This is a genomic window from Quyinboa sediminis (assembly GCF_042219855.1).
Taxonomy (GTDB): Bacteria; Bacteroidota; Bacteroidia; order Bacteroidales; family UBA5342; genus JBHJHP01.
Window position 1 is genome coordinate 201,138 of the sequence record NZ_JBHJHP010000005.1, and the last position, 24,523, is coordinate 225,660.

General features: G+C 39.9%; 24 protein-coding genes. 10 read left to right on the forward strand and 14 right to left on the reverse strand.

Annotation, left to right across the window (positions count from 1 at the left end):
• Nucleotides 1-51: 51 nt before the first annotated feature.
• Entirely contained in the window at nucleotides 52-882 is an 831-nt protein-coding gene (locus ACE1EF_RS13405; RefSeq protein WP_375721186.1) for a metallophosphoesterase, read from the forward strand.
• On the opposite strand, the gene ACE1EF_RS13410 is transcribed toward ACE1EF_RS13405, so the two are convergent.
• The 14 genes from ACE1EF_RS13410 to uvrB all read right to left on the reverse strand — a co-directional run bounded on the left by ACE1EF_RS13410 (nucleotide 879) and on the right by uvrB (nucleotide 14,751).
• Nucleotides 879-1,832, reverse strand: coding sequence for a CPBP family intramembrane glutamic endopeptidase (locus ACE1EF_RS13410; RefSeq protein WP_375721187.1), 954 nt, complete (start codon nucleotides 1,830-1,832; stop codon nucleotides 879-881). The genes ACE1EF_RS13405 and ACE1EF_RS13410 overlap by 4 nt on opposite strands.
• A 97-nt stretch (nucleotides 1,833-1,929) precedes the next feature.
• Entirely contained in the window at nucleotides 1,930-2,373 is a 444-nt protein-coding gene (rplI, locus tag ACE1EF_RS13415; protein WP_375721188.1) for a 50S ribosomal protein L9, read from the reverse strand.
• A 17-nt stretch (nucleotides 2,374-2,390) separates the two neighbouring features.
• Nucleotides 2,391-2,660, reverse strand: coding sequence for a 30S ribosomal protein S18 (gene rpsR / locus ACE1EF_RS13420; RefSeq protein WP_375721189.1), 270 nt, complete (start codon nucleotides 2,658-2,660; stop codon nucleotides 2,391-2,393).
• Nucleotides 2,661-2,663: 3 nt separating this feature from the next.
• Nucleotides 2,664-3,011, reverse strand: a complete 348-nt coding sequence (gene rpsF, locus ACE1EF_RS13425; RefSeq protein ID WP_375721190.1) for a 30S ribosomal protein S6 — start codon at nucleotides 3,009-3,011, stop codon at nucleotides 2,664-2,666.
• Between the two features lie 195 nt (nucleotides 3,012-3,206).
• Nucleotides 3,207-3,614, reverse strand: a complete 408-nt coding sequence (locus tag ACE1EF_RS13430; RefSeq protein WP_375721191.1) for a hypothetical protein — start codon at nucleotides 3,612-3,614, stop codon at nucleotides 3,207-3,209.
• Nucleotides 3,615-3,672: 58 nt separating this feature from the next.
• Nucleotides 3,673-5,172, reverse strand: coding sequence for a TolC family protein (locus ACE1EF_RS13435; RefSeq protein ID WP_375721192.1), 1,500 nt, complete (start codon nucleotides 5,170-5,172; stop codon nucleotides 3,673-3,675).
• A complete protein-coding gene (locus ACE1EF_RS13440; RefSeq protein ID WP_375721193.1) occupies nucleotides 5,169-5,873 on the reverse strand; it encodes an ABC transporter ATP-binding protein in 705 nt (234 codons plus the stop codon). The genes ACE1EF_RS13435 and ACE1EF_RS13440 overlap by 4 nt, the downstream gene beginning before the upstream one ends.
• A gap of 10 nt (nucleotides 5,874-5,883) precedes the next feature.
• Nucleotides 5,884-7,122 (reverse strand): ABC transporter permease, encoded by a 1,239-nt coding sequence (locus ACE1EF_RS13445; RefSeq protein WP_375721194.1) that lies wholly within the window; start codon nucleotides 7,120-7,122, stop codon nucleotides 5,884-5,886.
• A 10-nt stretch (nucleotides 7,123-7,132) separates the two neighbouring features.
• Nucleotides 7,133-8,326, reverse strand: a complete 1,194-nt coding sequence (locus tag ACE1EF_RS13450; protein ID WP_375721195.1) for an efflux RND transporter periplasmic adaptor subunit — start codon at nucleotides 8,324-8,326, stop codon at nucleotides 7,133-7,135.
• Complete coding sequence (locus tag ACE1EF_RS13455; protein ID WP_375721196.1) at nucleotides 8,323-9,585, reverse strand: efflux RND transporter periplasmic adaptor subunit; 1,263 nt, start codon at nucleotides 9,583-9,585, stop codon at nucleotides 8,323-8,325. The genes ACE1EF_RS13450 and ACE1EF_RS13455 overlap by 4 nt, the downstream gene beginning before the upstream one ends.
• Nucleotides 9,575-10,825: an efflux RND transporter periplasmic adaptor subunit gene (locus ACE1EF_RS13460; RefSeq protein WP_375721197.1), complete on the reverse strand. Its 1,251-nt coding sequence runs from the start codon at nucleotides 10,823-10,825 to the stop codon at nucleotides 9,575-9,577. Before ACE1EF_RS13460 ends, ACE1EF_RS13455 begins: the two co-directional genes overlap by 11 nt.
• A gap of 75 nt (nucleotides 10,826-10,900) precedes the next feature.
• Nucleotides 10,901-12,013 carry a DUF6340 family protein gene (locus tag ACE1EF_RS13465; protein ID WP_375721198.1) on the reverse strand — a complete coding sequence of 371 codons (1,113 nt, stop codon included), beginning with the start codon at nucleotides 12,011-12,013 and terminating at the stop codon, nucleotides 10,901-10,903.
• Nucleotides 12,010-12,591, reverse strand: a complete 582-nt coding sequence (locus ACE1EF_RS13470; RefSeq protein WP_375721199.1) for an acyltransferase — start codon at nucleotides 12,589-12,591, stop codon at nucleotides 12,010-12,012. Before ACE1EF_RS13470 ends, ACE1EF_RS13465 begins: the two co-directional genes overlap by 4 nt.
• Nucleotides 12,592-12,732: 141 nt before the next feature.
• Nucleotides 12,733-14,751, reverse strand: a complete 2,019-nt coding sequence (gene uvrB, locus ACE1EF_RS13475; RefSeq protein ID WP_375721200.1) for an excinuclease ABC subunit UvrB — start codon at nucleotides 14,749-14,751, stop codon at nucleotides 12,733-12,735.
• Nucleotides 14,752-14,970: 219 nt separating this feature from the next.
• Between uvrB and ACE1EF_RS13480 the strand changes: the two genes are divergently transcribed.
• From ACE1EF_RS13480 to ACE1EF_RS13520, 9 genes are all read left to right on the forward strand, one after another.
• A complete protein-coding gene (locus tag ACE1EF_RS13480; RefSeq protein ID WP_375721201.1) occupies nucleotides 14,971-15,426 on the forward strand; it encodes a hypothetical protein in 456 nt (151 codons plus the stop codon).
• A 58-nt stretch (nucleotides 15,427-15,484) separates the two neighbouring features.
• Entirely contained in the window at nucleotides 15,485-15,955 is a 471-nt protein-coding gene (locus ACE1EF_RS13485) for a hypothetical protein (protein WP_375721202.1), read from the forward strand.
• A gap of 252 nt (nucleotides 15,956-16,207) precedes the next feature.
• The gene (locus ACE1EF_RS13490) at nucleotides 16,208-16,693 is read left to right on the forward strand and encodes a T9SS type A sorting domain-containing protein (protein WP_375721203.1); all 486 of its coding nucleotides are present in this window, start codon (nucleotides 16,208-16,210) and stop codon (nucleotides 16,691-16,693) included.
• Nucleotides 16,694-16,696: 3 nt separating this feature from the next.
• Nucleotides 16,697-18,154, forward strand: coding sequence for a fibrobacter succinogenes major paralogous domain-containing protein (locus ACE1EF_RS13495; protein WP_375721204.1), 1,458 nt, complete (start codon nucleotides 16,697-16,699; stop codon nucleotides 18,152-18,154).
• 72 nt (nucleotides 18,155-18,226) lie between these two features.
• Nucleotides 18,227-19,702, forward strand: a complete 1,476-nt coding sequence (locus ACE1EF_RS13500; protein WP_375721205.1) for a right-handed parallel beta-helix repeat-containing protein — start codon at nucleotides 18,227-18,229, stop codon at nucleotides 19,700-19,702.
• A 180-nt stretch (nucleotides 19,703-19,882) separates the two neighbouring features.
• Entirely contained in the window at nucleotides 19,883-20,557 is a 675-nt protein-coding gene (locus tag ACE1EF_RS13505) for a VOC family protein (protein WP_375721206.1), read from the forward strand.
• A gap of 80 nt (nucleotides 20,558-20,637) precedes the next feature.
• On the forward strand, nucleotides 20,638-21,639 hold the full coding sequence (locus tag ACE1EF_RS13510; protein ID WP_375721207.1) for a helix-turn-helix domain-containing protein: 1,002 nt from the start codon (nucleotides 20,638-20,640) through the stop codon (nucleotides 21,637-21,639).
• A gap of 246 nt (nucleotides 21,640-21,885) precedes the next feature.
• Nucleotides 21,886-23,031 carry a DUF819 family protein gene (locus ACE1EF_RS13515; protein WP_375721208.1) on the forward strand — a complete coding sequence of 382 codons (1,146 nt, stop codon included), beginning with the start codon at nucleotides 21,886-21,888 and terminating at the stop codon, nucleotides 23,029-23,031.
• A gap of 12 nt (nucleotides 23,032-23,043) precedes the next feature.
• Nucleotides 23,044-24,474 carry a pyridoxal phosphate-dependent decarboxylase family protein gene (locus tag ACE1EF_RS13520; RefSeq protein WP_375721209.1) on the forward strand — a complete coding sequence of 477 codons (1,431 nt, stop codon included), beginning with the start codon at nucleotides 23,044-23,046 and terminating at the stop codon, nucleotides 24,472-24,474.
• The last annotated feature ends 49 nt before the right edge of the window (nucleotides 24,475-24,523 follow it).

The following is a 24,523-nucleotide window of genomic DNA, read 5'->3' on the forward strand; positions in this document are numbered from 1 at the left end:
GAAAAGGGACCGGTAATTTTTAAACCGGTCCCTTTTTAATTTGTTCTCACAATGAAAAGGAAAGTCCGAAAAAAATATATGCTGCTGTTTCTGATCACCGGTTTATTATTGCTGGGTTATGCCCACCTTGAAATATACCGGATCAAAACAAAACATATTACGGTTTATTCAGAACACCTTCCAGGAACTTTTGAAAATAAAAAACTCATCTTTATTTCCGATGTTCATCTGGGCCCCTATATGTCGCAAAAAAGAGTGAAGAAAATTGTAAACCGGATCAATGCTTTAAAACCGGACATAATTCTTCTGGGTGGCGACTATATTGATATGAGAGCCAGGTACATTAAACCCGTATTTGATGAATTAAAAAATCTGCAGGCACCACTGGGAATTTTCGGTGTGCTTGGCAATCATGAATTTATTGAAGATCCGCAACAGGTTAAACAGAAATTTCATGAGTTTAACATGCACCTGTGCGATAACGCTTCATTCTGGATTAAAGAAGGGCAGGACAGCATAAAGATCGGAGGTGTTGGCGATTTATGGGAATCCGATCAGCATATTGATCAAACGGTAAATGATGTAAACGATTCTGATTTTTGCATCTTACTCTCACATAATCCGGATTATACAGAGACATTAAATACGAACAAAGTTGACCTGATGCTTTCGGGACATACGCATGGCGGACAGGTCACATTTTTTGGCTTATGGGCACCGTTATTGCCTTCGGAATATGGACAGAAATACCGCTACGGACTTAAACAGATAAATCAAACCCAGCTTTATATAACATCCGGAACCGGTGTTGTAGGTGTACCCTTCAGGTTTTTCTGCAGACCGGAGATTGTTGAAATCACATTAAAAAAAAGTGACAGCTAAAGAATACCATGCATATCTAAATCTGCATCGTCCTTTAACTTAAGCGGTTGAATGAACTTCCTGAATCCATCAAACTTATAAACAAACCAGGCAACTACAGTAAAAATAGCACCTGAGATCAGAATTCCGACCCATTGGTATGACGGATCAATTGTGAGAACCTGAAACGCGGAGTTGACTTTTATGGCTGAACCTGCATAGTTCACCCCTACACCCAAAAAGAAATTATTGATAAAATGAATGCCCAGTGCCATTTCAAGACCATCATCCAGAATTGTAATTAGTCCCAGGAATGCACCTAAAAGAATGTACCCCGGCATCATTACCCAAAACCCATACTCATGAATCTCCGGATTACCGGAGTGCATCAAACCAAATAAAACGGATGTGACAATCCATGAAATAACAGGATATCTGAACAGGTTTCCAAACATCTGGTAGAGGTATCCGCGAAAAAATATTTCCTCAAACCCGATCTGAAATGGGAAGAATACCAGTGCAATTAACAAGAGCCATAAAAATGAAGCGGGTTCAAATGTTACTATATAATTTTCCGGATCCATAATGTAATCTATTACCGTTGATCCGGCAAGTATAAGTCCCCATATCAGCATGGCAAATCCAATGCGCCTGAAATCCGGCTTTGGACGGGATGTGATAAATGTTTTGAATGGACGTTTATGGAATCCCCGGGCAAAGAACAACCCAAAGAAGGCCGGTAAAAAACCTAACATTAAGATAAAGAAACCGAGGTTGGAAGAGATACCCATAGCCTCAAAATCCATTGTGCTTAATGCGTCCATGTTTATTCCTCCCTTTGCTGCAGCCACAACGGTAAGCAAAATACCGGATAAGAACTGCCCGGCAATAAAGGCGATTACGATTAATACAAACGACGGAATATACGCCGAAACAGATGTTTGTCCTTTTTTGACCTGATCAAGAAACATGATGTAAGATTTAGTGAGGTACAAATATAAAATAAAAAACCCCGATTTGCATCGGGGTTATATAGTTTGAAAAACGATAAATCGTAATTTGGAAATTCTATTCCGGTACTACTTCGAATCCTATTTCAACACTTACTTCTTTGTGCAGTTTCAGCGTTGCCTTGTACTTACCAACTTCTTTAACGGCTTCTTTAATGCTGATCAGTTTACGATCCACATCATAACCTTCTTTTTCAAGTGCTTCTGCAATCTGAATATTGCTTACTGAACCGAAAATTTTGCCTGTAGAACTTGTTTTGGCACCAACCACCAGGTTCACTTCACCCAGTTTACCTGCCATTGCTTCAGCTTCCTGTTTGATTTTAGCCAGTTTGTGTGCTCTCTGCTTCATGTTTTCTGCTAATACTTTTTTAGCTGAATCAGTAGCTACAACTGCTTTTCCCTGAGGTATAAGATAGTTTCTGCCGTATCCATCCTTAACAGTAATAATGTCGTCCTTATATCCTAAACCTATAATGTCTTCTCTTAAAATTATTTCCATTATACTATCCTCCTCAATTATTTCATCAAATCAGTTACATACGGTAATAAAGCCAGGTGACGGGCTCTTTTAACGGCCTGAGCCACTTTTCTCTGGAATTTTAAAGAGGTACCGGTCAACCTTCTTGGAAGGATTTTTCCCTGTTCGTTAAGGAACTTCTTCAGGAACTCCGGGTCTTTGTAATCAACGTATTTGATTCCGTTCTTTTTAAAACGGCAATATTTTTTTCTGTTAATATCAACCGAGGGCGGTGTTAGATATCTAATTTCTGACTGACTCTGTGCCATGGCTTAGTTCTCCTTTTTTGCTTTTAAATTCGACCTTCTTTTCTCTGCATACTCAATAGAGTACTTATCCAATCTGAATGTAAGGAAACGAATGACCCTTTCATCACGACGGTACTCTAACTCTAATTTTGCGATCAAATCTGGTGTTGATTTGAATTCAAGCAACTGGTAAAACCCTGTTGATTTTTTCTGAATGGGATAAGCTAATTTCCTTAATCCCCAGTTCTCCTGATGTACAATCTCAGCTCCGTTATCAGTCAGGAGCTTGTTGAACTTTTCTACCGCTTCCTTCATCTGGTTCTCAGACAAAACGGGAGTTAAAATGAAAACGGTTTCATAACTGTTTAACATACTCTCTATAAATTTAATTAATGATTATATCCTTAATTTTCGACGCGCAAAGATATTAATTATTTTATTTACAGCAAACTGTATCAGGCATTTTAAAAAATATTTAAACCTATTCTGGTTTAGGTGAGTATTTGACTGCTTGCACTAATATACATCCACACTGGTTAAAATCAGACTTCATTGAAGATTCAATTATTAATCTACTTTATCTGAACAGAATACGGTTAGAATTTTATTTTCCTTTAGCCAAATTTGTATTCCTATTTCATCAAACTCAACAACTTCCTGATAATCATCATCAACAGGCATATAAATACGATTCGTCTCTCCAGAAGGCTTCAAATTAAACTTACTGGTAAAAGTACTGAATGACAACCCTATAAGATTAGTTCCATTAAAAAACAACTCTTTTCTACAAGCGATTGAAACAATACAATTCTTTTCGGTATAAATATCTATACCAACCTCTTCTAATTCATAAACATCCCAGCTGGTAATATCATCACATTCAGTAAAACTAAAGTCAAATGCTGAATACGCTTCAATGTTTTCTTTAAACACAAATAAACCAACTCGATTAAATGGAATTAGTTCAATAATCATAGTTTTGATCTCAGATTGTCACTGAAAGATATCCGCACAAACATATTGACAAGCCTACTTAGTTAATCGGTCGGTCTTCCTTAAAATCATAATAGGTTTTACGCATCAAATCAGCAAGCAGCAATTCGTAATTAATATAGGCCGACAGGTGAGATAAATAGGCGTTATTAAGTCGTTCGCGTTCAAGAGCCAGAGCCTGACTATCAATATCCCCATCCGAATAGCGAGACAATGTTATCTTGAAACTTTTTTCAGCCACAGCAACGTTTTTCTCCAACAACTGCAGGCGTTTCAAACTATTGCTGTAATTAGCAACCAGGTTCCTGACTTCATTATCAATACTCCTTTCAAGTTGCTCCTTCTGATAAATATTTTGTTGCAACTGAGCCTTGGCCCTGTTAACCCGGGCTTTGTTCTCACCCCAGTCAATAATTGGTATACTAATATCCAGTGAAACGCCATAATTCGGGCCCCGGTCTGTTAGATTTGTAATTACACGATCCGTTGTCTGGTTCAGGTTAAATGCTCCGGGATTATCTTCATCATCAATTCCGGTTAGACCATATGAAGCATTTATGGCACCTGAAATACGCCCCTGGGCTTTTTGCCGTTTAAGATTCAGTTCATTCAGTTCAATCTGTATATCCTGTTCCCTGAGTTCAAGCCTGCTTTTTCTGGCATATTCCAGTGCTTTGTCAAGTTCCACAATAACCGGAGCATAGTCCATATTGGCATCTATCGTTATACTGTCAGTAATGGGAAGTCCTAACAACTCCTTGAAGGAATTGGATGCCGTTTCAAGATTTACCCGGTTAAGGTCATAGTTATTCTGAGCCTCTGCCAGGTCCACTTCCATCTGCAGCGCATCAACCTCCCGAATAAGGCCGACGGCGAATTTATTCTGAGCGATATCATAAGCCTCCTTTTGCCTGTCCAGGTTCAGTTTTGCAATATCCATCCTCTTCTGAATGGCTAACAGGTTGTAAAAATTATTACTTACATTATATACCAGGTTCAGTTCTTCACGGGTTAATCTTTTTTGAGAACTTTCATAATTCAGTTTGGCAGTCTTAAAATTCGTCTGAATATCATTATATCCGAAAAATGCATTTAAGGGCTGGTTTAATCTGACTGCGGTATTAAACCTCGAGGTTCTGGTATCGTTTGTATAATCGGTGATGACGCTAGGATTGGCTTCCAGAAAAATATTTCCGTCCGTTGGTAATGGTTGTGTAACCCGTAATCTGCCCGAAAGTGCATTTGTTTTCAACGGGTTATACGACACAACTCCTGTTGGATCCCTGAATTCATAAATGGTATTGGAAAAACCCGGAACCTGCATATCCATATCCACATGTGTTTTCAGGCTGCTGGTTGTGGCCTTGAGATTAAACTCTGCCATTTTTATATTCTGCCTGAGTATAAGGATATCATAACTTGACATTTTTGCTATCGCTATGCTGGTTTCAAGATCCAGAAGGTGTACTTCCGGTTTTTGTGCTTTAAGTCCTGATGCACACAGTATAACTGCAGTTAATATGAATAGTATTCGTTTCATTTTCTAAGCGTTTCGGTTTTGTTCTGGTTTTTCTTATCGGTATCGATCAGGCCGTCTTTAATATGAATAATCCTGTCGCTGTAATCCGCTATTTCCTGTTCGTGGGTAATGAGGATAATGGTATTTCCTTCCTTGTGCAGCTGATCAAACAAATTCATAATTTCCAGTCCCGTTTTGGTATCGAGTGCCCCGGTTGGTTCATCCGCCAGCAAAATACCGGGTTTGGTAACCAGGGCTCTTGCTATGGCAACACGCTGCCGCTGACCACCGGAAAGTTCAGATGGCTTATGTTCCATTCTGTCACCAAGTCCTACCCGCGATAATGCTTCATGAGCCCGTTCTATCCGCTCGTGTTTCTGCATTCCGGCGTACATAAGAGGCAGTTCCACATTATGCAGAGCACTGGACCGCGGCAACAGATTAAAATTCTGAAAAATGAATCCAATCTCCCTGTTGCGCATTTCAGAGAGTTCATCATCGCTAAGCCTGCTGACATCAACCCCTTTAAAAAGATACTCCCCTTCGGTCGGTACATCAAGGCAGCCGATAATATTCATTAAAGTTGATTTTCCTGATCCGGATGGTCCCATGATGGCGACATATTCGTTCTGCTTTATCTTCAGGTCGACTCCACGAAGCGCCCGGACAGAAACCTCTCCCATGAGATATTTTTTTTCAAGTCTGCTTATTTCAATTAACATAATTCTACGTTTACTCGTAACGGATGGATTCAATAGGATTCAGATTCGATGCATTCTTAGCGGGAAGATAGCCGAAACTGATTCCCACGACTACGGAAAAGCCAAATGCAACAAATACAGAGTAGAGCCGGATAAAAGTGTTGACATCCGTAAACAGGGAAATCAACAAAGAGAGCGATACACCCAGCAAAACACCAATAATTCCACCAGTAATACTAATAGCCACTGCCTCTGTAACAAACTGGCTCATAATATCTGCTTTTCTTGCACCGATGGCACGACGGATACCTATTTCGCGGGTACGTTCCATTACGGTAGCCAGCATGATATTCATAATACCAATTCCTCCCACAAGCAAAGAAATGGCGGCAATGGCGCCCAAAAGAATATTATAGATTCGTCTCTCCTTCTCTTCCTGTTTCAGCAGCTCCAATGGTATGATGATGCTGAAATCGTTATTATTGAAATGATGCCGGTTCAGAATGCTCCGGATCACTTCCGAACTTTCCACCAACATGCCGGCTTCCTTTATTTTGACCGTGATCTGTCTGATCTCACTTTCATATTTTTTTGAACGTTCAAACCTTTTGTTAAATGTTGTAAGTGGCATATACACGTCATTGTTCAGGTCGCGTGATGCCAGCTCACCAACCGTCTCTGTAAAAAGCGCTTTGGGTTGCATGGTTCCGATCACTTCCATCCACTGATCTTCGATCTTCACTTTTTTACCGATGGGATCCACACCGGCAAAAAGTTCCTTGGCCACACCGGCGCCCAACACACAAACCTTAAGGTTTCGTTTATAGTGATCCTCATTTATAAATTCCCCTTCATCTGTTTTCTGGTTCAGAATATCGATGTAGGATGGGGTAATGCCGATGACGGTAGACTTTACCGATTTATCGGAAAATTTCACATCTGTGCTTTTTTCTGCCTGCGAGGCTACATCCTCCACATAAGGAACGATTTCCTTTATGGTAGAAGCATCCTGAAGGGATAAACCCGGTGAGAATTTGGCTCTGACCTCTTCCAGTTCTGCATCCGAAAGATCTTTATCCCGGATGATGATATTATTAACACCTAAATCCTGGTATTTGGCAATTGCTTCACGTTTAGCTCCCTCACCGATGGATAACATGGCAATAACAGATGCCACACCGAAAATAATCCCGAGCATGGTCAGAAAAGATCTGAATTTATGATCGTACAAACCGGTCAGTGCTAAACGTATATTTTCTTCAAACTGCATAATTTCCTGTTTAAATAATTTCTTTCAGTGGTACGACACGGGCACCATTTTTCAGGTCACTTTTCAAAATGGTAACGGAGTTATTCTTTAAACCGGTTTCCACCTCTGTTTTTACCGGCTTATGTCCTTTTAAAACATATACATAGCTCTTCCCACCTTCATTCAGCACGCATTCATTCGGAACCAGCAGTACATCATCCTCATCAGCACTGATATACTCACAACTCACAGTCATCCCCGGTTTAAGCCGTTCATCCGAAACATCCATCGTTACAATAACATCAAAAACCTTTTTCCGTGATTCGTTGTTGGCTCTGTGACAGAGACCGCTTATAAAGGTTATGGTACCATCGAAAAACACGTCATCCAGCGCATCCAGCTTTACCTTAACCGGCATACCTTCCTTAACCTTGCTGATATCTGTTTCGTTTAAAACGGTTTCAACCTTCATCCAGGTCATATCGGGAACATCTCCCATATTCCGGCCCGGATAAATCTCGTCTCCTATTTTCAGCAATTCCCCCGTTCTTCGGTTATACCCCACCTGAAAAATCCCATTGATAGGTGAACGTATGGTCAATTTGGGTAAGATATCAATCGCATTATCTATCTCATTTTCCAAACGTTCTATTCTGATCTCCTGAATCCGGCGTTCCTTTTCCTGCTGAATATCAGCAAGCTCAAGTTTTCTTTTGGTTTTCTCCAGCCTTATTTTAGCCTGCTCAAACTCCAGTTCCTTCACTTTCTGTTCATTTACTGAGGCAAAACGGGCACTTTCCATCTCGATTTTATTCAACTCAAAAGTGGCCTGTTCACTACTGAGTGCCGCCAGCATACTGCTTTTATCAATCTGTTGTTGAACCACCATTTTTTGCATGTTGGCATTTTGAGTTTCAAGATCAATCTTTCTGTCTGCGATATATTTCTTTACTTCAGACGGGTCCAGCTGGATGACTGAATCCCCAGCTTTAACGGCGGTTCCATGATCCAGAATACCTGTTATTTTCATTTCGTACCAGTAGCGGCCGTATCGCGGCAGGACAAAGCTTTTCTTATTAACTGCCTGCAGTGTTCCGGTCTCGGTAATCGTAAGCTTAAAATCTCCTTTTTTAACCTCTTTATAGGCGTACTCCTCGCCTGAACAGGAAACAAAAAGCAACGGCAAAACCAGAATCAGATATATAAAACTACGGTTCCGGTTCATACGTCTTTGTTTTTAGCTGTTTTAGTATTCGAATCTTCTTCCACTGCAAACGGGTCAACCAAAGCCACCTCATCGCCTTCTTCCAGTCCTTCCTCCACAATGACGAAATCATTATTGGACTGAGCGGTTTTTATATCCTGTCTTTTAAACTTACCACCTGATTTTACATATACGTAGTCCTGCCCCATCTCTGAGAAAACGGCTTCCAGCGGCACAAACATGACATCGTTAATTTCATCAATAATAATTTTACAACTTACAGTAAGGCCGGGCATCAGTTTGTTATCTGTGGAATCCGTAATCAGTACTTCCACCGGAAATACTTTTATATCAGAGTTGCGTTCCTTGTTAACCGCCAGATTGGCCACTGATACCACTTTTCCATGGTAGATCTGCCCGGAAAAAGCATCCGGACGGATTTCAACCTTAAGTCCCTTCTTTATCTTTGAAATATCAACCTCATTAATTTTCACCGTCGCTTTCAGTTCCGATAAATCAGGAAGCTGAACCAGCGGCTGCCCCGACCAGCACTGATCTCCAATCTGGTATTTGGCGTTGGTACTCCAGTTTTCAGCAATAATTACAATACCGGGATTCTGAGATACCAGAATAAGCTCATTCAGGGTTTGTTTAGACTCTTCAAGCTGTGAACGTGCCTGTTCAATGGAGAGTTTTTTCTGAGCAATCTCCTCACGCTGTATCTTTTTGCGGTTCTCAATCTGTTCAAGTGCTTTTTCAAGTTCAATCTCTGCCTTTTCAAGATTCAGCTTAATTTTTTTACGCTCGATTTCGGAGTAGTAATCAGAATTTTCAAATTTTATCTGCGAGATCTCCTTGTTGATCTTCGTGATCTGGTAGTCGGACATCAAGTCCTTAATTTCTGATTCATGCTGGGCCTGTGTCCGTTCCAGTTCAGCCTGGTTTATTTCCAGGCTCGACTCGGATTCCACAATGGCCTTATTGACTTCCGAAGGATCAAAAGTAACAACAGTATCCCCTTTTTCTACTTTACTTCCATCGGTTACCAGGCTGGAAATTTTGAGGTTCCCATAACGCCATGATGACAGGTTTGGCGTACTTATATTGATTGAATTGGTGGCATTTACATCGCCCTCTTCTGTAATTTCAATTTGGAATGTACCCTTTTGCGCTTTATATACAGATATCTCCTTCCCGTTTTTTGAGCTACAGGAAAATGCAAAGACTGTAAGCATCAGCCACAAAATATTGGTTATCTTAAAGGGTGGCTTATTTTTCATTAATTGTATCATTTGTGTTATTGTTGATTTGAGTGGTGTCAAGAAGATGAATTTTATGAACTTCAGAATCCAGTGGTTTATTTAACAGAATAACATCGTTTTCACCGAGACCTCGTGTAACAACAGCATTTTCAACAGACTCATAGCCTGTATTAATCTGCTGTTTATTTATTTTCCCTTTTGTTAAAACATATACATATTTTACACTGTCAATGGTTTCAATGGCTATCTGGGGTATCACAAGACAATTTTCCTGCCGCTTAATGATTACATTACATTTTGCTGTCGTACCAAGGTCCGGAATCTCACTGGTCTCATTAACCTTAACGGTAACGTCAAAAACCTTAATTTTAGAATTTCTGCTTACCGGTTTACCAACAGGGGTCATATGACTGACTTCGCCTCTGGCTATGACACCCGGAACAGCATCAAAGGTTATTTCAACAGGCTGCTTCATTTCCAGGCGTTTAAATTTGCTTTCCGGCACCTGGAGTAATACTTTAATGCTTCGCATATCCGGCAGGTTAACAATTCCGTCTCCCGGCCATACCCTGTCACCTATTTTCAGTTTTTCACCATTGGGACTTCCAATGGTAGCCATGCCATCCTGAGGTGCAATCAGAACCAGCTGATCAAGATCGTCTTTAGTCCGCGAAATATAGAGTTCAAACTGCTTTATCTGCAGTCTCATCTTACGCAGTTCAGCATTATTAATCTCTTCTGTAGAACGAAGCTTATCTTCCAGCTTCCTGCGGGTTATTTCAGCTTTTTCTATTTCGAGACGGGTCAGTTTTTTTTGTACATCGGATGAATATTTCATCTGAAGTGAATCCATGAATACAATGGATGTCTGTACTTCATTATTCTTTACCTGAGCCTCAAGCAGGGCTATATTCATGGCAAGACTTGCCTCCAGTTTTGTATACTGAGCTCTTGCAGAACTTAAGGATTTAAGTCTGTTATCATAATTTGTAATCAGCTGCTGATTTTCCAGGATGCATACCGTGTCTCCCTTCTTCACAAATTCCCCATCTTCAACAAGATAAGCCACAGTAACATTAAATATCCTTGGACAGGAAACGGAAACTGAATTTACAGCATCCACCACACCTTCCATCTTCACACTCTCGGTAAAGTCCCCTTTTTCAACTGTAGAATAGACGTACTTATTGTCTTCATTGGAACATGAAAACAAAAAAAACAGCAGTACAAGAGGTATCAAATTATACAAAATTTTCATCAGGGTTACTTCTACATCAAAAGGAATACTGTAATAACGCAAATAGCGGGTAAATATTACTTACATTATTACTGTTTATCCATTAAGTTCATTTTTCAACTGATTTTTTATGCGTTTATCTTCCTTTAACCTTTTCTCTATCACATCAATATAAGATTTAATCAATTCATAATCGGGACTCGATTCAGACAGGACCCTTGAATCAAGGTAGATATATCTTGCATTAACCAGATATTCCATTGTTTTATCAAGCTTGTCATGCAATTCATAGTAAAACGCTATGTTAAGCGCAGCACGTGCTTTATTTTTACCGGTTGCTGTGTCATACACCCTTTTCCATTCCCTTAAGGCCTCATCCGGCTTTCCGTTTTCATAATATTTCCCGCCAATTCTAAGGCCGGGTGAACCGGATTTATAATAAACCCTCTGTACTTTCTTCCAACCGGGAAATACATCAGAAATAGACGTCCTTCCTGCATCCCATGCAGCTTCCGCTACAAGGGTTTCCAGTAAACCCTGCCTGTTTTCATCGTTCACCTCCATATAATCCAGTTCAAAAAACAGGGTATCACGATGTGTTTTGGTTGCAAGAAGCTTGAGTGTTCTGGCATCATAAAAACGCCATATTGTATAATATTCTGTATATGCAGAATAATTGGACTGGTTTTCATAAGCCATAAACCAGTTTTCCGGCAATACATGATATACCAGGTCATTCACATAAGAAAACATATCCAGCGTTGCTATTACATCCACCTGGTTTGAGTCCGCCAGATTCAATACCTTATTGGGAGATAACATCTGGTTTGTCCAGACTCTGGATCGATCCGAAAGATTTTTTTCCTTGACCATAACCGTATCCAGAAAGTCTTCCTGGTTAAGTATGTTGGCGGCATTAAGCACGCAGGATATGCCAAGCGAGTCGACCTTAAGCGTATCTTTCAGTTCTGTTCTGCTCTGGCTTCTTAATTTACCGGTATAATTATACCGTCTTGTAGTCAGAAAATTTCCCAGTGTAGCAGGTTGCTGAACTGTATTGTCAACCAGCAGAATACTTCTGAAATCACCTGCTACAGGATCTTTAGCCGGTTTTAATACTTCAATCGTAAGTTCCTTCTGAGCTACACATGAAGAAAAAATCAACACGATAAAAATAACAACAATGCTATGGAAATTGCTTTTACTCATTCTTCAACCACTGTTACTGTATCTGTTGCGATATCGAGCCGGTATTTTTGCTTACTTTCAGGACATTCGGCTTCCTGATTTGCATCAAACTTCAGTTTATGGCCATAAATACTCACCCACCCGGTTTGACGGGCCGGATTCCCAACAACCAATGCATACGGTTTAATATTTTTTGTAACCACCGCTCCTGCTCCTATCAAAGCATATTCACCGATTTCAACGCCACACACAACGGTGGCATTGGCGCCAATGGATGCGCCTTTTTTAACCAGTGTTTTGGCATATTGGCCTCTCCTGTTGACATGACTCCGGGGATTAATTACGTTGGTAAATACCATGGAAGGACCAAGAAATACATCATCTTCACAAATCACCCCGGTATAAACAGATACGTTATTCTGGATCTTAACATTATTTCCCAAAACAACATCCGGCGATATAACCACGTTCTGACCAAGATTACACTTATTGCCAATCGTACACCCCGACATCACATGCGTAAAATGCCAGATTTTTGTATCATCTCCTATTTGACAATTATCATCAATAACTGCAGTCCCGTGTGCAAAGTAATTCATGCTAGCGTATTGGAAGTTTCAAGCAAATCTAATCTTTTCCCGCTATCAAAGCAATAATTGAGCCAAATTGGAATAATAGTTTAAGAAATTTTAAAATAAAAATGTGCTTTGTTGTTGTATTGTATTCATTAACCACTCTACTCACATCTTCGCATTTACCAGTTCCTGCAGTCGTTTTATTTCGTCGCGGTACTGGGCAGCTTCAATAAATTCAAGTTTCCTTGCGGCTTCTTCCATTTTCTTTTTAGTGGCAGCAATGGCTTTCTCAAGGGCATCTACATTCATATACTGTACCACCGGATCGGCTGCCACATTAACCTCTGATGGTCCCGAATAAGCTTTGGGTCTGCCTTCTTTTTCCTCTTTTCCCGAAATGGTTCTGCCCAATGCTTTCGTAATACCTTTCGGCGTAATACCATTGTCGGCATTATACTTCAACTGTTTTTCCCTTCGCCTCAATGTTTCATCAATGGTGCGTTTCATGCTGTCGGTAATCTTATCCGCATACATGATTACCTTGCCGTTTATGTTTCGGGCTGCACGTCCTGCTGTTTGGGTCAGTGAACGTTCTGAACGTAAAAAGCCTTCCTTATCTGCATCCAGAATAGCCACCAGTGAGACTTCCGGTAAATCCAGACCTTCACGCAGCAGGTTGACTCCGACCAGCACGTCAAAATCACCACGCCGAAGGCCTTCCATAATTTTTACACGTTCCAGGGTATCCACATCCGAATGAATATAACTGCAACGCACCGACATCCGGTTCAGGTATTTGGTGAGCTCCTCCGCCATACGTTTGGTCAGTGTTGTTACCAGAACCCGTTCCTGTTTTTCAACCCTGATACGGACTTCTTCCATCAGGTCATCAATCTGGTTCTGGCTTGGGCGAACCATAATTTCAGGATCGAGCAGCCCGGTTGGACGGATCACCTGTTCAGATACCACACCTTCACATTTCTCCAGTTCATAATCAGCCGGTGTGGCACTTACAAAAATGGTCTGTCCGGTAATGGATTCAAATTCGTCAAATTTCAATGGCCGGTTATCCATGGCTGCCGGTAAACGAAAACCAAAATCCACCAGGTTTTGTTTGCGGCTTCGGTCTCCACCATACATCGCCCTGATCTGAGGAATGGACACATGACTTTCATCTATGATGGTCATGTAATCATCAGGAAAATAATCGAGCAGACAGAATGGTCGTGTACCGGGTTTCCGGCCGTCAAAGTACCGCGAATAATTCTCAATACCTGAACAATGACCAATTTCCCTTATCATCTCCAGATCGTAGGTCACACGTTCTTCAATGCGTTTGGCTTCAAGCGGCTTGCCGATCTCCTTAAAAAAATCCACCTGTTTCACCAGGTCATCCTGAATGGTATAAATGGCTTCCTTTATGCGGCTTTTATTCGTCACAAAAATATTCGCCGGGAAGATCATCACTGAATCCACTTCATCCTTTTTGCTGTTATTTATGGGATCAATCAGCTGAATTTCCTCAATCTCCTCACCCCAGAAAATAATTCGGTAAGCAAAATCGGCATCGGCCGGATAAATATCTACCGTATCTCCTTTAACACGAAAGGTTCCGTTTCTGAAATCAATTTCATTTCTGGAATAAAGGCTGTCAACCAAACGCCTGAGAAATACATTTCGCGGAATCTTGTCTCCCACTTTTACCTGTATCAGGTTGGAATGAAAATCTTCCGGATTTCCCATACCGTACAAACACGAAACGGATGAAACTACCAGCACATCCCTTCGGCCCGATAATAATGCCGAGGTCGCGGATAAGCGCAGTTTCTCAATCTCATCATTGATCGACAGGTCCTTTTCGATGTACGTATCGGTTACCGGCAAATAGGCTTCCGGCTGATAATAATCGTAATACGACACAAAATACTCCACCCTGTTCTCAGGGAAAAAAGCTTTAAACTCTCCGTAAAGCTGTGCGGCCAGTGTCTTATTATGGCTCAGCACCAAAGTGGGACGTTGAACCTGTTCCACCACATTGGCAATGGTAAAGGTTTTACCGGATCCTGTTACCCCTAAAAGCGTCTGGTACCGCTCACCACTGTTGATCCCTTCCACCAGTTGCCTGACCGCTTCAGGCTGATCACCGGTGGGTTCAAATTCTGATATGATCTTAAAATCGGCCATAATTTACCTTATAATCCATAACACATTCGGACGTTTTCTGTTTGGTTTACCGCAATGAGAATGTAAAAATAACGGGAATAAACGATACAAAAAAAGAATAGGACGAAGAAAAAAATGAGATGAAACGGCAAATGAAAGAAACTTCATGTGTCACGATTTTGATTTTTTGATTCATTAAAAAAATATCGTAAATTTACATGTACTCCTTAATTAAAAACCATGATTAGAAAATTAGTTCCTGTTATTGTTACCTTACTTATTTTCATAGCAATATTAGTATTCAAAAATCAAATATTTGCCGGTACTGACAGTTCTCAAAAGACCGTAAACCATACGACCGGAATAAACGCATTAAAGAAGTCTTCAGAATTAAAAGTGAATTCTCCATCGGGAAAACGATACCTCCTTATTCAGGAATCTAATCATTTACCTGTTTCAATGACTGATATAAAAGTGTATGAATTTAAATCAAACGGTTTTATTCTTACCCGTGGTTTCTCGTACAGTTCATTATTGGTATGCTCTGTTTCTGGAAATCATACGGATGTGAAATGCAAGTGGTTAAATGGCAATGAGATTCTTATTAGTTATCCTGACAGTTGTTCCGCTATTAAATTCAAATCGTCATTTGTGATGCACAACGATTCATTAAAGATCCACTATACAACCTTTTAAACAGAATACGGATGTGTTTTGAAGCAATATCATAAACTTAAATATAAATGCTGAACATATGAAACCAACTTTTATCCCGCTTATTGCTGTACTCATTATTTTGACAGTAGTCCTTGCTTTAAATGACAACCTAAACAATGAACAACAAATACAGGCAGCAGACAGATACCAAACGTCTGCCGTGAATAAAAAAAACAAGGTTGTTAAAAATATGCTCTACTCACCGTCACATTCTAAATATGTTGTGACATGGGAAGAAGGTTTTGAAAAATCATTTACATATACAAATGTTATGTTGTTTTATGAAATAAAAGAGCTAAATAAATCCGGTTCTCAATATTCAATAAACCAAATTTTAGATGGCAAACAGGTAATACTGCTTAAGGGAACAGACCTTAATATAACATACAAATGGTTGAATGATCACGAACTGGACCTCACTTTTAAGAACAATTCTGATTTTATGTTACGATACGATATGCTTGAATTCAAAGGTGATACAGTCTGGATTACCTATCATAACAACTAGCTTATTTCGTTATTTTACACTGATTAAACCATAATAAATTACCAGCTGTTCTTATTCTCAGCAAAGTTATTTAAATTTACAAGTGGCTATGTGGTTTTAAAAGCACATGCCGGATGATGTACCCACGTCTTTCACTTTCTGATGTTATATGCTGCAAAACGGTTTATACGTTAGCTAAATTCAAGAATCTCTCACATTTACCTCTTTAACTGTGATCCGGAACATATAATCCGGTTCAATTAAATAACTGATATGCGAAAAAGAATAACATACTTCATCAGCATCTGGAGTATTTTAGGTTGCTGCTCTGCATTAGCACAGGAAACAATCGTCACAGGTGGGGGAAAAGCAGAAGGAAGTAACGGAAATTCAGCTTATTCAGTTGGACAATTGCTAGCTGTTCCGGTTGAAGGAGATGATGTACTAATCGTACCCGGTGTTCAGCATGCATTTGAGATTTCAGCAGAATCCGGAATGGTGGATGATTCCGGGGTGAACCTGACCCTGACGGCTTTTCCAAATCCGGCTTCAGAAACTTTAATTCTTGATGTAGACACGTTTTCAGTTACGAACTTAACCTACAGGTTATTCGATCAGGAAGGCACACTGGTAAAAATGGAACACATCAGTAATGTTCAAACCCGTATTCCGACAAATGACCTGGCAAAAGCCACTTATTTCCTAAGGGTGCTGAAAAGCGATGAGCTTCTTAAAACATTTAAAATCGTAAAAAACTGAGTCATGAAATATCTGTTAACCTTTTATATCCTGCTTTTTCTGTCAATCTTAGGATCAACAGAGTATACCATAGCACAGGCCCCTGAAAAAATGACCTATCAGGCCGTTATCAGAAATACCACCAATAAACTGGTGACCAATACCAGCATTGGCATACAAATCAGCATTCTGCAGGGTTCTGTTTATGGACAGGCGGTTTATGTGGAAAGGCATTTCCCGACGACTAACAGCAATGGTTTAATCACACTGGAAATTGGAGACGGCACTGTGGTGAAAGGCAGCATGTCCGGAATTGACTGGAGTGACGGCCCCTATTATCTGAAAACAGAAACAGACCTGAAGGGCGGAGCCAGTTATACCATTTCAGGAACCAGTCAGTTAATGAGTGTTCCATATGCGCTGCACGCCAAAACCGCTGAGCGTCTGCTTGGACAGGCATCAGAATCTGATCCGGTTTTCTCATCCAGCGATGCAGCCCTGATCAATGATAACGACGTATCGAATATTAAAAACCTGAGTGGAACAAATACAGGTGATCAGGATATCAGTAACCTGGCAACTAAAGCGGAGCTTTCGGATTCAACACAAATGCTACTGGGTAATATCCCTGATGTGAGTGGATTTATTACTGCGGAATCAGACCCGGACTACCATGCCTGGAATAAAGATTATAATGATCTCACCAATACACCGGAATCATGGGACAGCACATATGCCAGCATTAAAAACAAACCCAATCTGAATGTGTATGCCACAAAAAATATGGCGAATGGAAGGATCACCAATCTGGGAAATCCGGTTAATGAGAATGATGCCGTAAACAAGGCTTATGTGGATGCCATATTAAAGCAGCTGAGCGATAAAGGATTGATTCTTTCAGATATTGACGGAAATTTTTATACAACCATTAGAATAGGACCCCAAATCTGGATGGCTGAAAATTTAAAAACAACCAGATTGAATGACGGTACTGCAATTATTCAGGCCACAGATAATGCTGAATGGGGTGCTTTATCAGAGCCGGGGTGTTGCTGGTATGAGAATGAAAAGGAATCCGGTGATTCTGTTTATGGCCCCTTATACAACTGGTACACTGTAGAAAGTGGCAAAGTATGTCCTCAGGGATGGCATGTGCCATCTGATACGGAATGGACAGCGCTTGTAAATTTTCTGGGTGGTGAAACAGCTGCCGGAGGAAAGTTAAAAGATGCAGGAAACACCCTATGGATCACACCAAATGCCGCGGCCACCAACGAAACCGGTTATTCCTTCCGTCCCGGTGGATACAGGAATTACGCCGGAGCATATGGCAGCATTGGGTATTATGGTTACCTCTGGAGTTCAACAGAAAACAATGCCTCCACTGCGTGGTACCGAAGTCTGTACTACAACAGCGGAAATGTTGTAAGAAACAGTATCGACAAAAAAACCGGCTATTCCATTCGGTGCGTCAAAGATTAAACAATAGAATTTCACAACTGAAATTCAATATTTCTCTGAAACAGAATATCTTTACATAAAAACCGAATTGTTATGAGACTCGTCATAGCCCTGACATCGCTGATTATTTCCATATCAGCAAGTGCAACAACGTATTATGTAGACACCAACGGTACCGATTCCAATTCCGGCATATCTGTGAATTTACCGTTTAAAACCATTACCAAAGCATTGAACGAGCTAACTCCGGGAGATTCCATACTTGTAAGAGGCGGCATACACAATTATTCATCGACCATTTACATCTCTAAAAGTGGAACAGAAAACGACACCTGTTACTTATTCGCATATCCGGGTGAGCGGCCCGTCCTGAATTTTTCAGGAACGGATTTCGGGAAAAGGGGGATAAGTCTGACCGGAAGCTACTGGTATATAAAAGGCTTTGATATTGTAAAAGCCGGCGATAACGGACTGAATGTATCAGGAGGAGCACACAATACCGTTGAGTTCTGTTCCTTTTCCGAAAATAAAGATACCGGGGTTCAACTGGGAAATGGTTCACACGACAATACCTTCATAAACTGCGATTCCTATTATAATGCTGATCCATCGGACTATGGCGATGCTGATGGTTTTGCCCCCAAACTGGATGTCGGGACCAATAATATTTTTATTGGTTGCAGGGCCTGGGGAAACTGTGATGATGGCTGGGACGGCTACATGCGCGGTGCAACTGATGTAACTACCATCTTAAAAAACTGCTGGACCTGGGGCAATGGCTGGCTGAAAGATGGCACTGACCCCGGTTCACAGGCGAACGGGAACGGATTTAAAATGGGGGGCGGAGATAATGGGAACAGTGCTATGCTGGAACATCACTTTTATCTGACCAACTGCATGGCTTTTTATAACAAAGCCAAAGGATTTGATCAAAATAATAACGTCGGAACGATGTCTATGATGAATTGTACTGCTTTCAGAAATAAATCATCAGATTTTAAGTACTACAAAACACTGGCTCCCGGCGAATCACTCATCCTTAAAAACTGCATCTCATACCAGGGCAATGTCGATATTCCAGACTTTGCTGTTCAGGCCACAAACAGCTGGTTGATGACTTCTCCGTTTTCTGACATCGATTTTATCAGCATAGATACCACCGGCATTTCGGGACCGCGAAAAGCAGATGGCAGTCTGCCGGATGTACCGTTTATGCATCTGGTTTCCGGAAGTGTGTTTATTGATGCAGGAACAGATGTAGGTTTACCTTATTCAGGATCAGCACCCGACTTAGGCGCATTTGAATTCACTTCTGCATCCGGGATCAAACCTGCTTACTCTGTCGGGATCAAAACATACGTTAAAGACGATATACTTTTTGTGCGGTTTTCTGAACAAATTGACGAACCGGTATCCGTCGGTTTATACTCCATCAGTGGACAAAAAGTATGCTCTGCATTACTAAGTCAACAGTTGAATAGATTAGACCTCCCGGATTTACCGCATGGGATTTACATGTTGCAAATTCAAAGCATTAAGATGAAGAAGACAGTAAAAATTTTAAAATAACCCGAAAGGATTTTTGTTTTCATGAAACATTAAAAACAACATACACGTAAAACCGTTATACATCCAAGAGCTTTTTAAGCATAGCATTGAACCTCATGACTCAGTACCTGATGATGGTTTTATGAACTGAGCCTGCCCCCTGCTGCTGGTGACATACAAAACATTTAAACCGGTTAAGTTATGTACATTAACAAGCTTAAGATTTATACACAAAACCTGCAGGAGCAAATACGGTTTTATTCCCTGGTTCTCGGACTTGAAATTATTCAAAACAATGTAAACACTGCATCATTCAGAATGGGAGACTCTATATTGGTTCTGCAAAAATCAGCAAAGTCAAATCCGTACCATTTTGCCGTTAATATTCCGTGCAACCGTATTCAGCAGGCGTTGATATGGTTAAAAGATAGGGTTGAGATATTAACCGGTGCTGAAAATGAAATACACGAGTTTCACGACTGGCATGCTCAAGCCCTATATTTTTATGATTCAGACAAAAATATTGTTGAACTGATCGCCAGACAAAATCTTCACAATGCGTCAGATGATATTTTTTCGGAACATTCGTTTCTGGAAATCTCAGAGATCGGTCTACCTGTTGATGAAATTGCACCGATTTATAAGCAAATCCACGAAGCCACGGGCATGAATATTTACAGTGGCGATAAAGACCGGTTCTGTGCTATTGGCGATGAACATGGCTTATTTATCTGTATCAATAAATATAAAAAGGACTGGTTTCCAACCATGGAAAAGGCTTATTCTTCAGCATTTGAGTTACAGTTTTTCCATAACAATAAAGAATGGTTAATGGAATTCAGTCGTAAAAAACCTTACATATTAACTCTTAAGTAATTACAACTATCTTTGATCTGAATATACAACACGTTCTTTTTACTTTATTTTTTCCACTATAACTAAAATGCAAAAACATCATGGAACAGGAAAATCTTATCCAGGTTCAGTTGTTCGACAGAATTCGTGAACAACTACCAAAACATGTTTCACTTGTTGATGAGGTTGCAGATATTCTGAAAATAAGCACCGACAGTGCTTATCGGAGGATAAGAGGAGAAAAGACGATATCACTTGATGAAATACAGAAACTGGCCAGCGTATTCGATCTCTCACTTGATGATTTAACAGGGAATAAAAGAACCCTGACATTTGAAACATTTTTATTGAATGAAGAAGAAAACAGTTTCAGGCAATGGTTTGAAATCATTCTGAAAATTACGAATCAAATCGTTAGCCACAAAGGTGCTGAAGCTATTTTTATTTTAAACGAACTTAACATATTTCATTTATTTCAGTTTCCTGAGCTTTTAGCATTTAAGTTATTTTTCTGGCAAAAATCAAGTCTGGGTTTTATTCCTTTTAAAGAAGCAAAATTTACTATAAATATGTTCAACCACCAGTATAATGGTATAGCTGAACGAATCACTGAGAATTACATCAAAATAAACTCCATTGAGTTTACTACAGAAGAAAATCTGAATAGTTTTCTAAAACAGGTGCAATACTATTATGATTCAGGATACTTCGAATCCCGTGATGATGCATTAATTATCTGTGAAAAACTGCATGATCTGGTAAACCATCAGCAACGACAGGCAGAATTAGGATATAAATTTCTACCTGAAAAAGAAACCAACGACATTAGAGGAAACTTTCAGTTGTATTATAACGATATCATTCTTACTGACAATACAGTTATCATCAAAACCGGCAACTCTGGCTATACCTTTATGACGACCAACGCCATAAATCTATTACAAACCCATAACCGGATGTTTTATCATTACAATTATAACTGGGGAATGAACCTGATTGTAAAATCGCTCCTGATTAGTGGTACAGCAGAGAAATTCAGATATAGCTTTTTTAGAAAGTTACATGAACAGATTAATTGCCTTGAAAAAAAAATATCTGGGTAGTGTAATATACAGCACGATATATGATCTTTTTTCATACTAAAAATAAGAACTTTGCATGACTAACTTTTGTATTTATTCAAACAACGGCTTTAGCAATAGTAGAAACTGCAATATTTAATACGATCTTTTCTAATTCCAATAAACCTTTGCATTTTTTCATAAACGTAAAAAATTCGCTATTAAAGACGCCTTTATCAGCAATTGACAGCACTTTAACTTTGTTACCAGAAACAAATCCAAAGTGCTATGCTAGTCATCTCCATCACATTAATTGTTTTTCTGGGCTTTCCGGTCACAATTGACAGGTTGGAAAAAAAATCACGTATAATACGATGGTTATCTCCTATCATTGTTTGTTATCTGGCCGGAATACTACTGGGGAATATTCCTGGACTCAATCTCAACAGGGAACTTTTGAATATGATCACAGGTATTGCCGTATTTCTTGCAATTCCGTTACTCCTGTTCTCCTCTCACTTTAAGAAGATCATAAAACAGGTAAAACCTGCCCTTCTGGCTTATTTTCTTGGTGTCGCAGGGTTACTGATCTGTGTATTTCTTGCATTTACTATATTTCGGGAGGAAGTTTCAAAACCTGAAGCCGTTTCCGGTATGCTTGTGGGTGTATACACCGGTGGAACACCAAATATGAGTGCCATCGGACTTTCTCTTAATGTGGAAGAAGAAGTATTTATTTTACTGAATAGTGCTGACATTGTGTTTAGCGGCGTGTATTTTGTATTTCTGCTCACTTTTGGAAAACATCTTCTTGCACTATTTCTTCCGGGTTCTGTAAAACATAACAAAACAGAATTAAGGGAATTAAGTCAGATACAGCAGTACGGTATAAAGAAGAATATTAGCTATATAGCTGCAGGATTTATTTTGTCAGTATTGATCTTTATGCTTTCTACCGGTTTTTCCTGGCTTATTATGAAAGACTGGAACATGGATAATGCTGTGCCATATATTATTCTTGGTATAACAACTCTGGGTATTGTTGCTTCCTTTCACCCTAACATCAGAAATCTGCCACATACCTACAAAACGGCAAACTATCTGCTTCTTGTTTTTGCCATGTCCATGGGCGCACTGGCCAATTTCAGTGAACTGATAGCTAACAGTTCTGTCCTGTTCCGATTTTGTGGATTTGTAGTCTTTGGCAGTGTCACCATCCACCTTTTACTTGCCTATCTTTTCAAACTCGATCGGGACACGGTAATTATAGCCTCTACGGCAGCCATTTTTGGACCGGCTTTTATTGGACCGGTCGCCAAATCCATCGATAACGATGAGATAATTACCATAGGAATTTCACTGGGACTCATTGGTTATGCCATTGGAAATTATCTGGGAATTGGATTCGCATTACTTCTAAATAACAGCTGGTAAAACACATATAATATGAATAGTTTTCAGAAAAAAGGCACGAGCTTTTCAGTGCTTGAAAAAGAGTTGAAATCTGTCATGGAACGTGACAGGATCTGGGAAAATGGCAAAACATTTGGCTTTGTATATCATCCCGGTAATGAGATTGCCCAAATTACTTCTATGTACTACAATGCCTATATGTACAACAGTAATTTAAATCCATTTATATCGCCCTCCCTCCGAAAGTATGAGAAAGAAATTATTGGTATGACAGCAGCAATGGTGCATGGTAATAGTAAAGTCACCGGAACCGTTACAACAGGAGGCACAGAAAGTATCTTCAGTGCTCTGAAAGTTGCACGCGATTATTCCCGGGAGGTAAAAAAAGCATCTGCTCCTTTCGAAGTGATTTTACCGGATACCGTCCATCCTGCATTCCTGAAGGCGTGCCATATTTTGTGTCTTAATCCTGTAACTGTACCGGTTAGGAAAGATAAAAGGGCTGATCCTGAAGCAATGGAGAAAGCTATCACTGCTAATACTATTCTCCTCACCTGTTCAGCACCTTGCTTCCCTTATGGTGTAGTTGATCCGGTACAGGATATATCAGAAATTGCCCGAAATAAAGGATTGCTGTGTCATGTAGATGCCTGTATGGGAGGGTATATGCTTCCGTTTCTTGAAGATCTTGGATTTAAGATTCCAATTTTCGATTTCCGTATTCCGGGTGTTACTTCCATATCGATGGATGCCCATAAATACGGATATGCACCTAAAGGTGTTTCAGTCATACTGTACAGGGATCATGAACTACGTATGAAACAGTTTTTTATTTACACAGATTGGTGTGGTGGCATTTATGGTTCCACAACCTTTCAGGGAACGCGAGAAGGCGGTCCGATGGCAGCCTGCCGTGCTATCATGTGTCATCTGGGTAGAGAAGGATACCGGAAACTTGCTAAAGAGGTTATGGAAACAACGCTAAAAATAAAAGCAGGAATCACCCGAACAGGAGTTCTGAACATCATATCAGATCCGGAAATGTCTGTACTGGCTTTTACTTCAGATACAATAAATATATATGCACTAGGGGATGCACTAAAAGTCAGGGGATGGAACCTTGATCGCCTTCAGTTTCCCAAAGCATTACATATGACTGTTAACAGACTGAATGTAGGAAAAGAAGATGCATTTATAAAAGATATTACCGAATTGGCCTCAAGTGAAAAGTTAAGTATAAAACATCCTGTTCAGTCTGAACTTACCAGCAAACTGGCTGACAAACTTACAAATCTCATTCCTGAAGGCGTGATAAAAAATACTGCCCGGCTAACCGGTTCAATATTAAGTGACAATAAACTTGAAAACGGTGGAATGGCATCGCTTTATAATCTGAGTGCTTCTATTAAAAACAGAAAATCACTGAAGAAGATGGTTCTGAATATGATAGACGGGATGTACTAATGAAAAAGTAATTCAAATTCTTTTATATGATGAATAACCCAAAAATTGA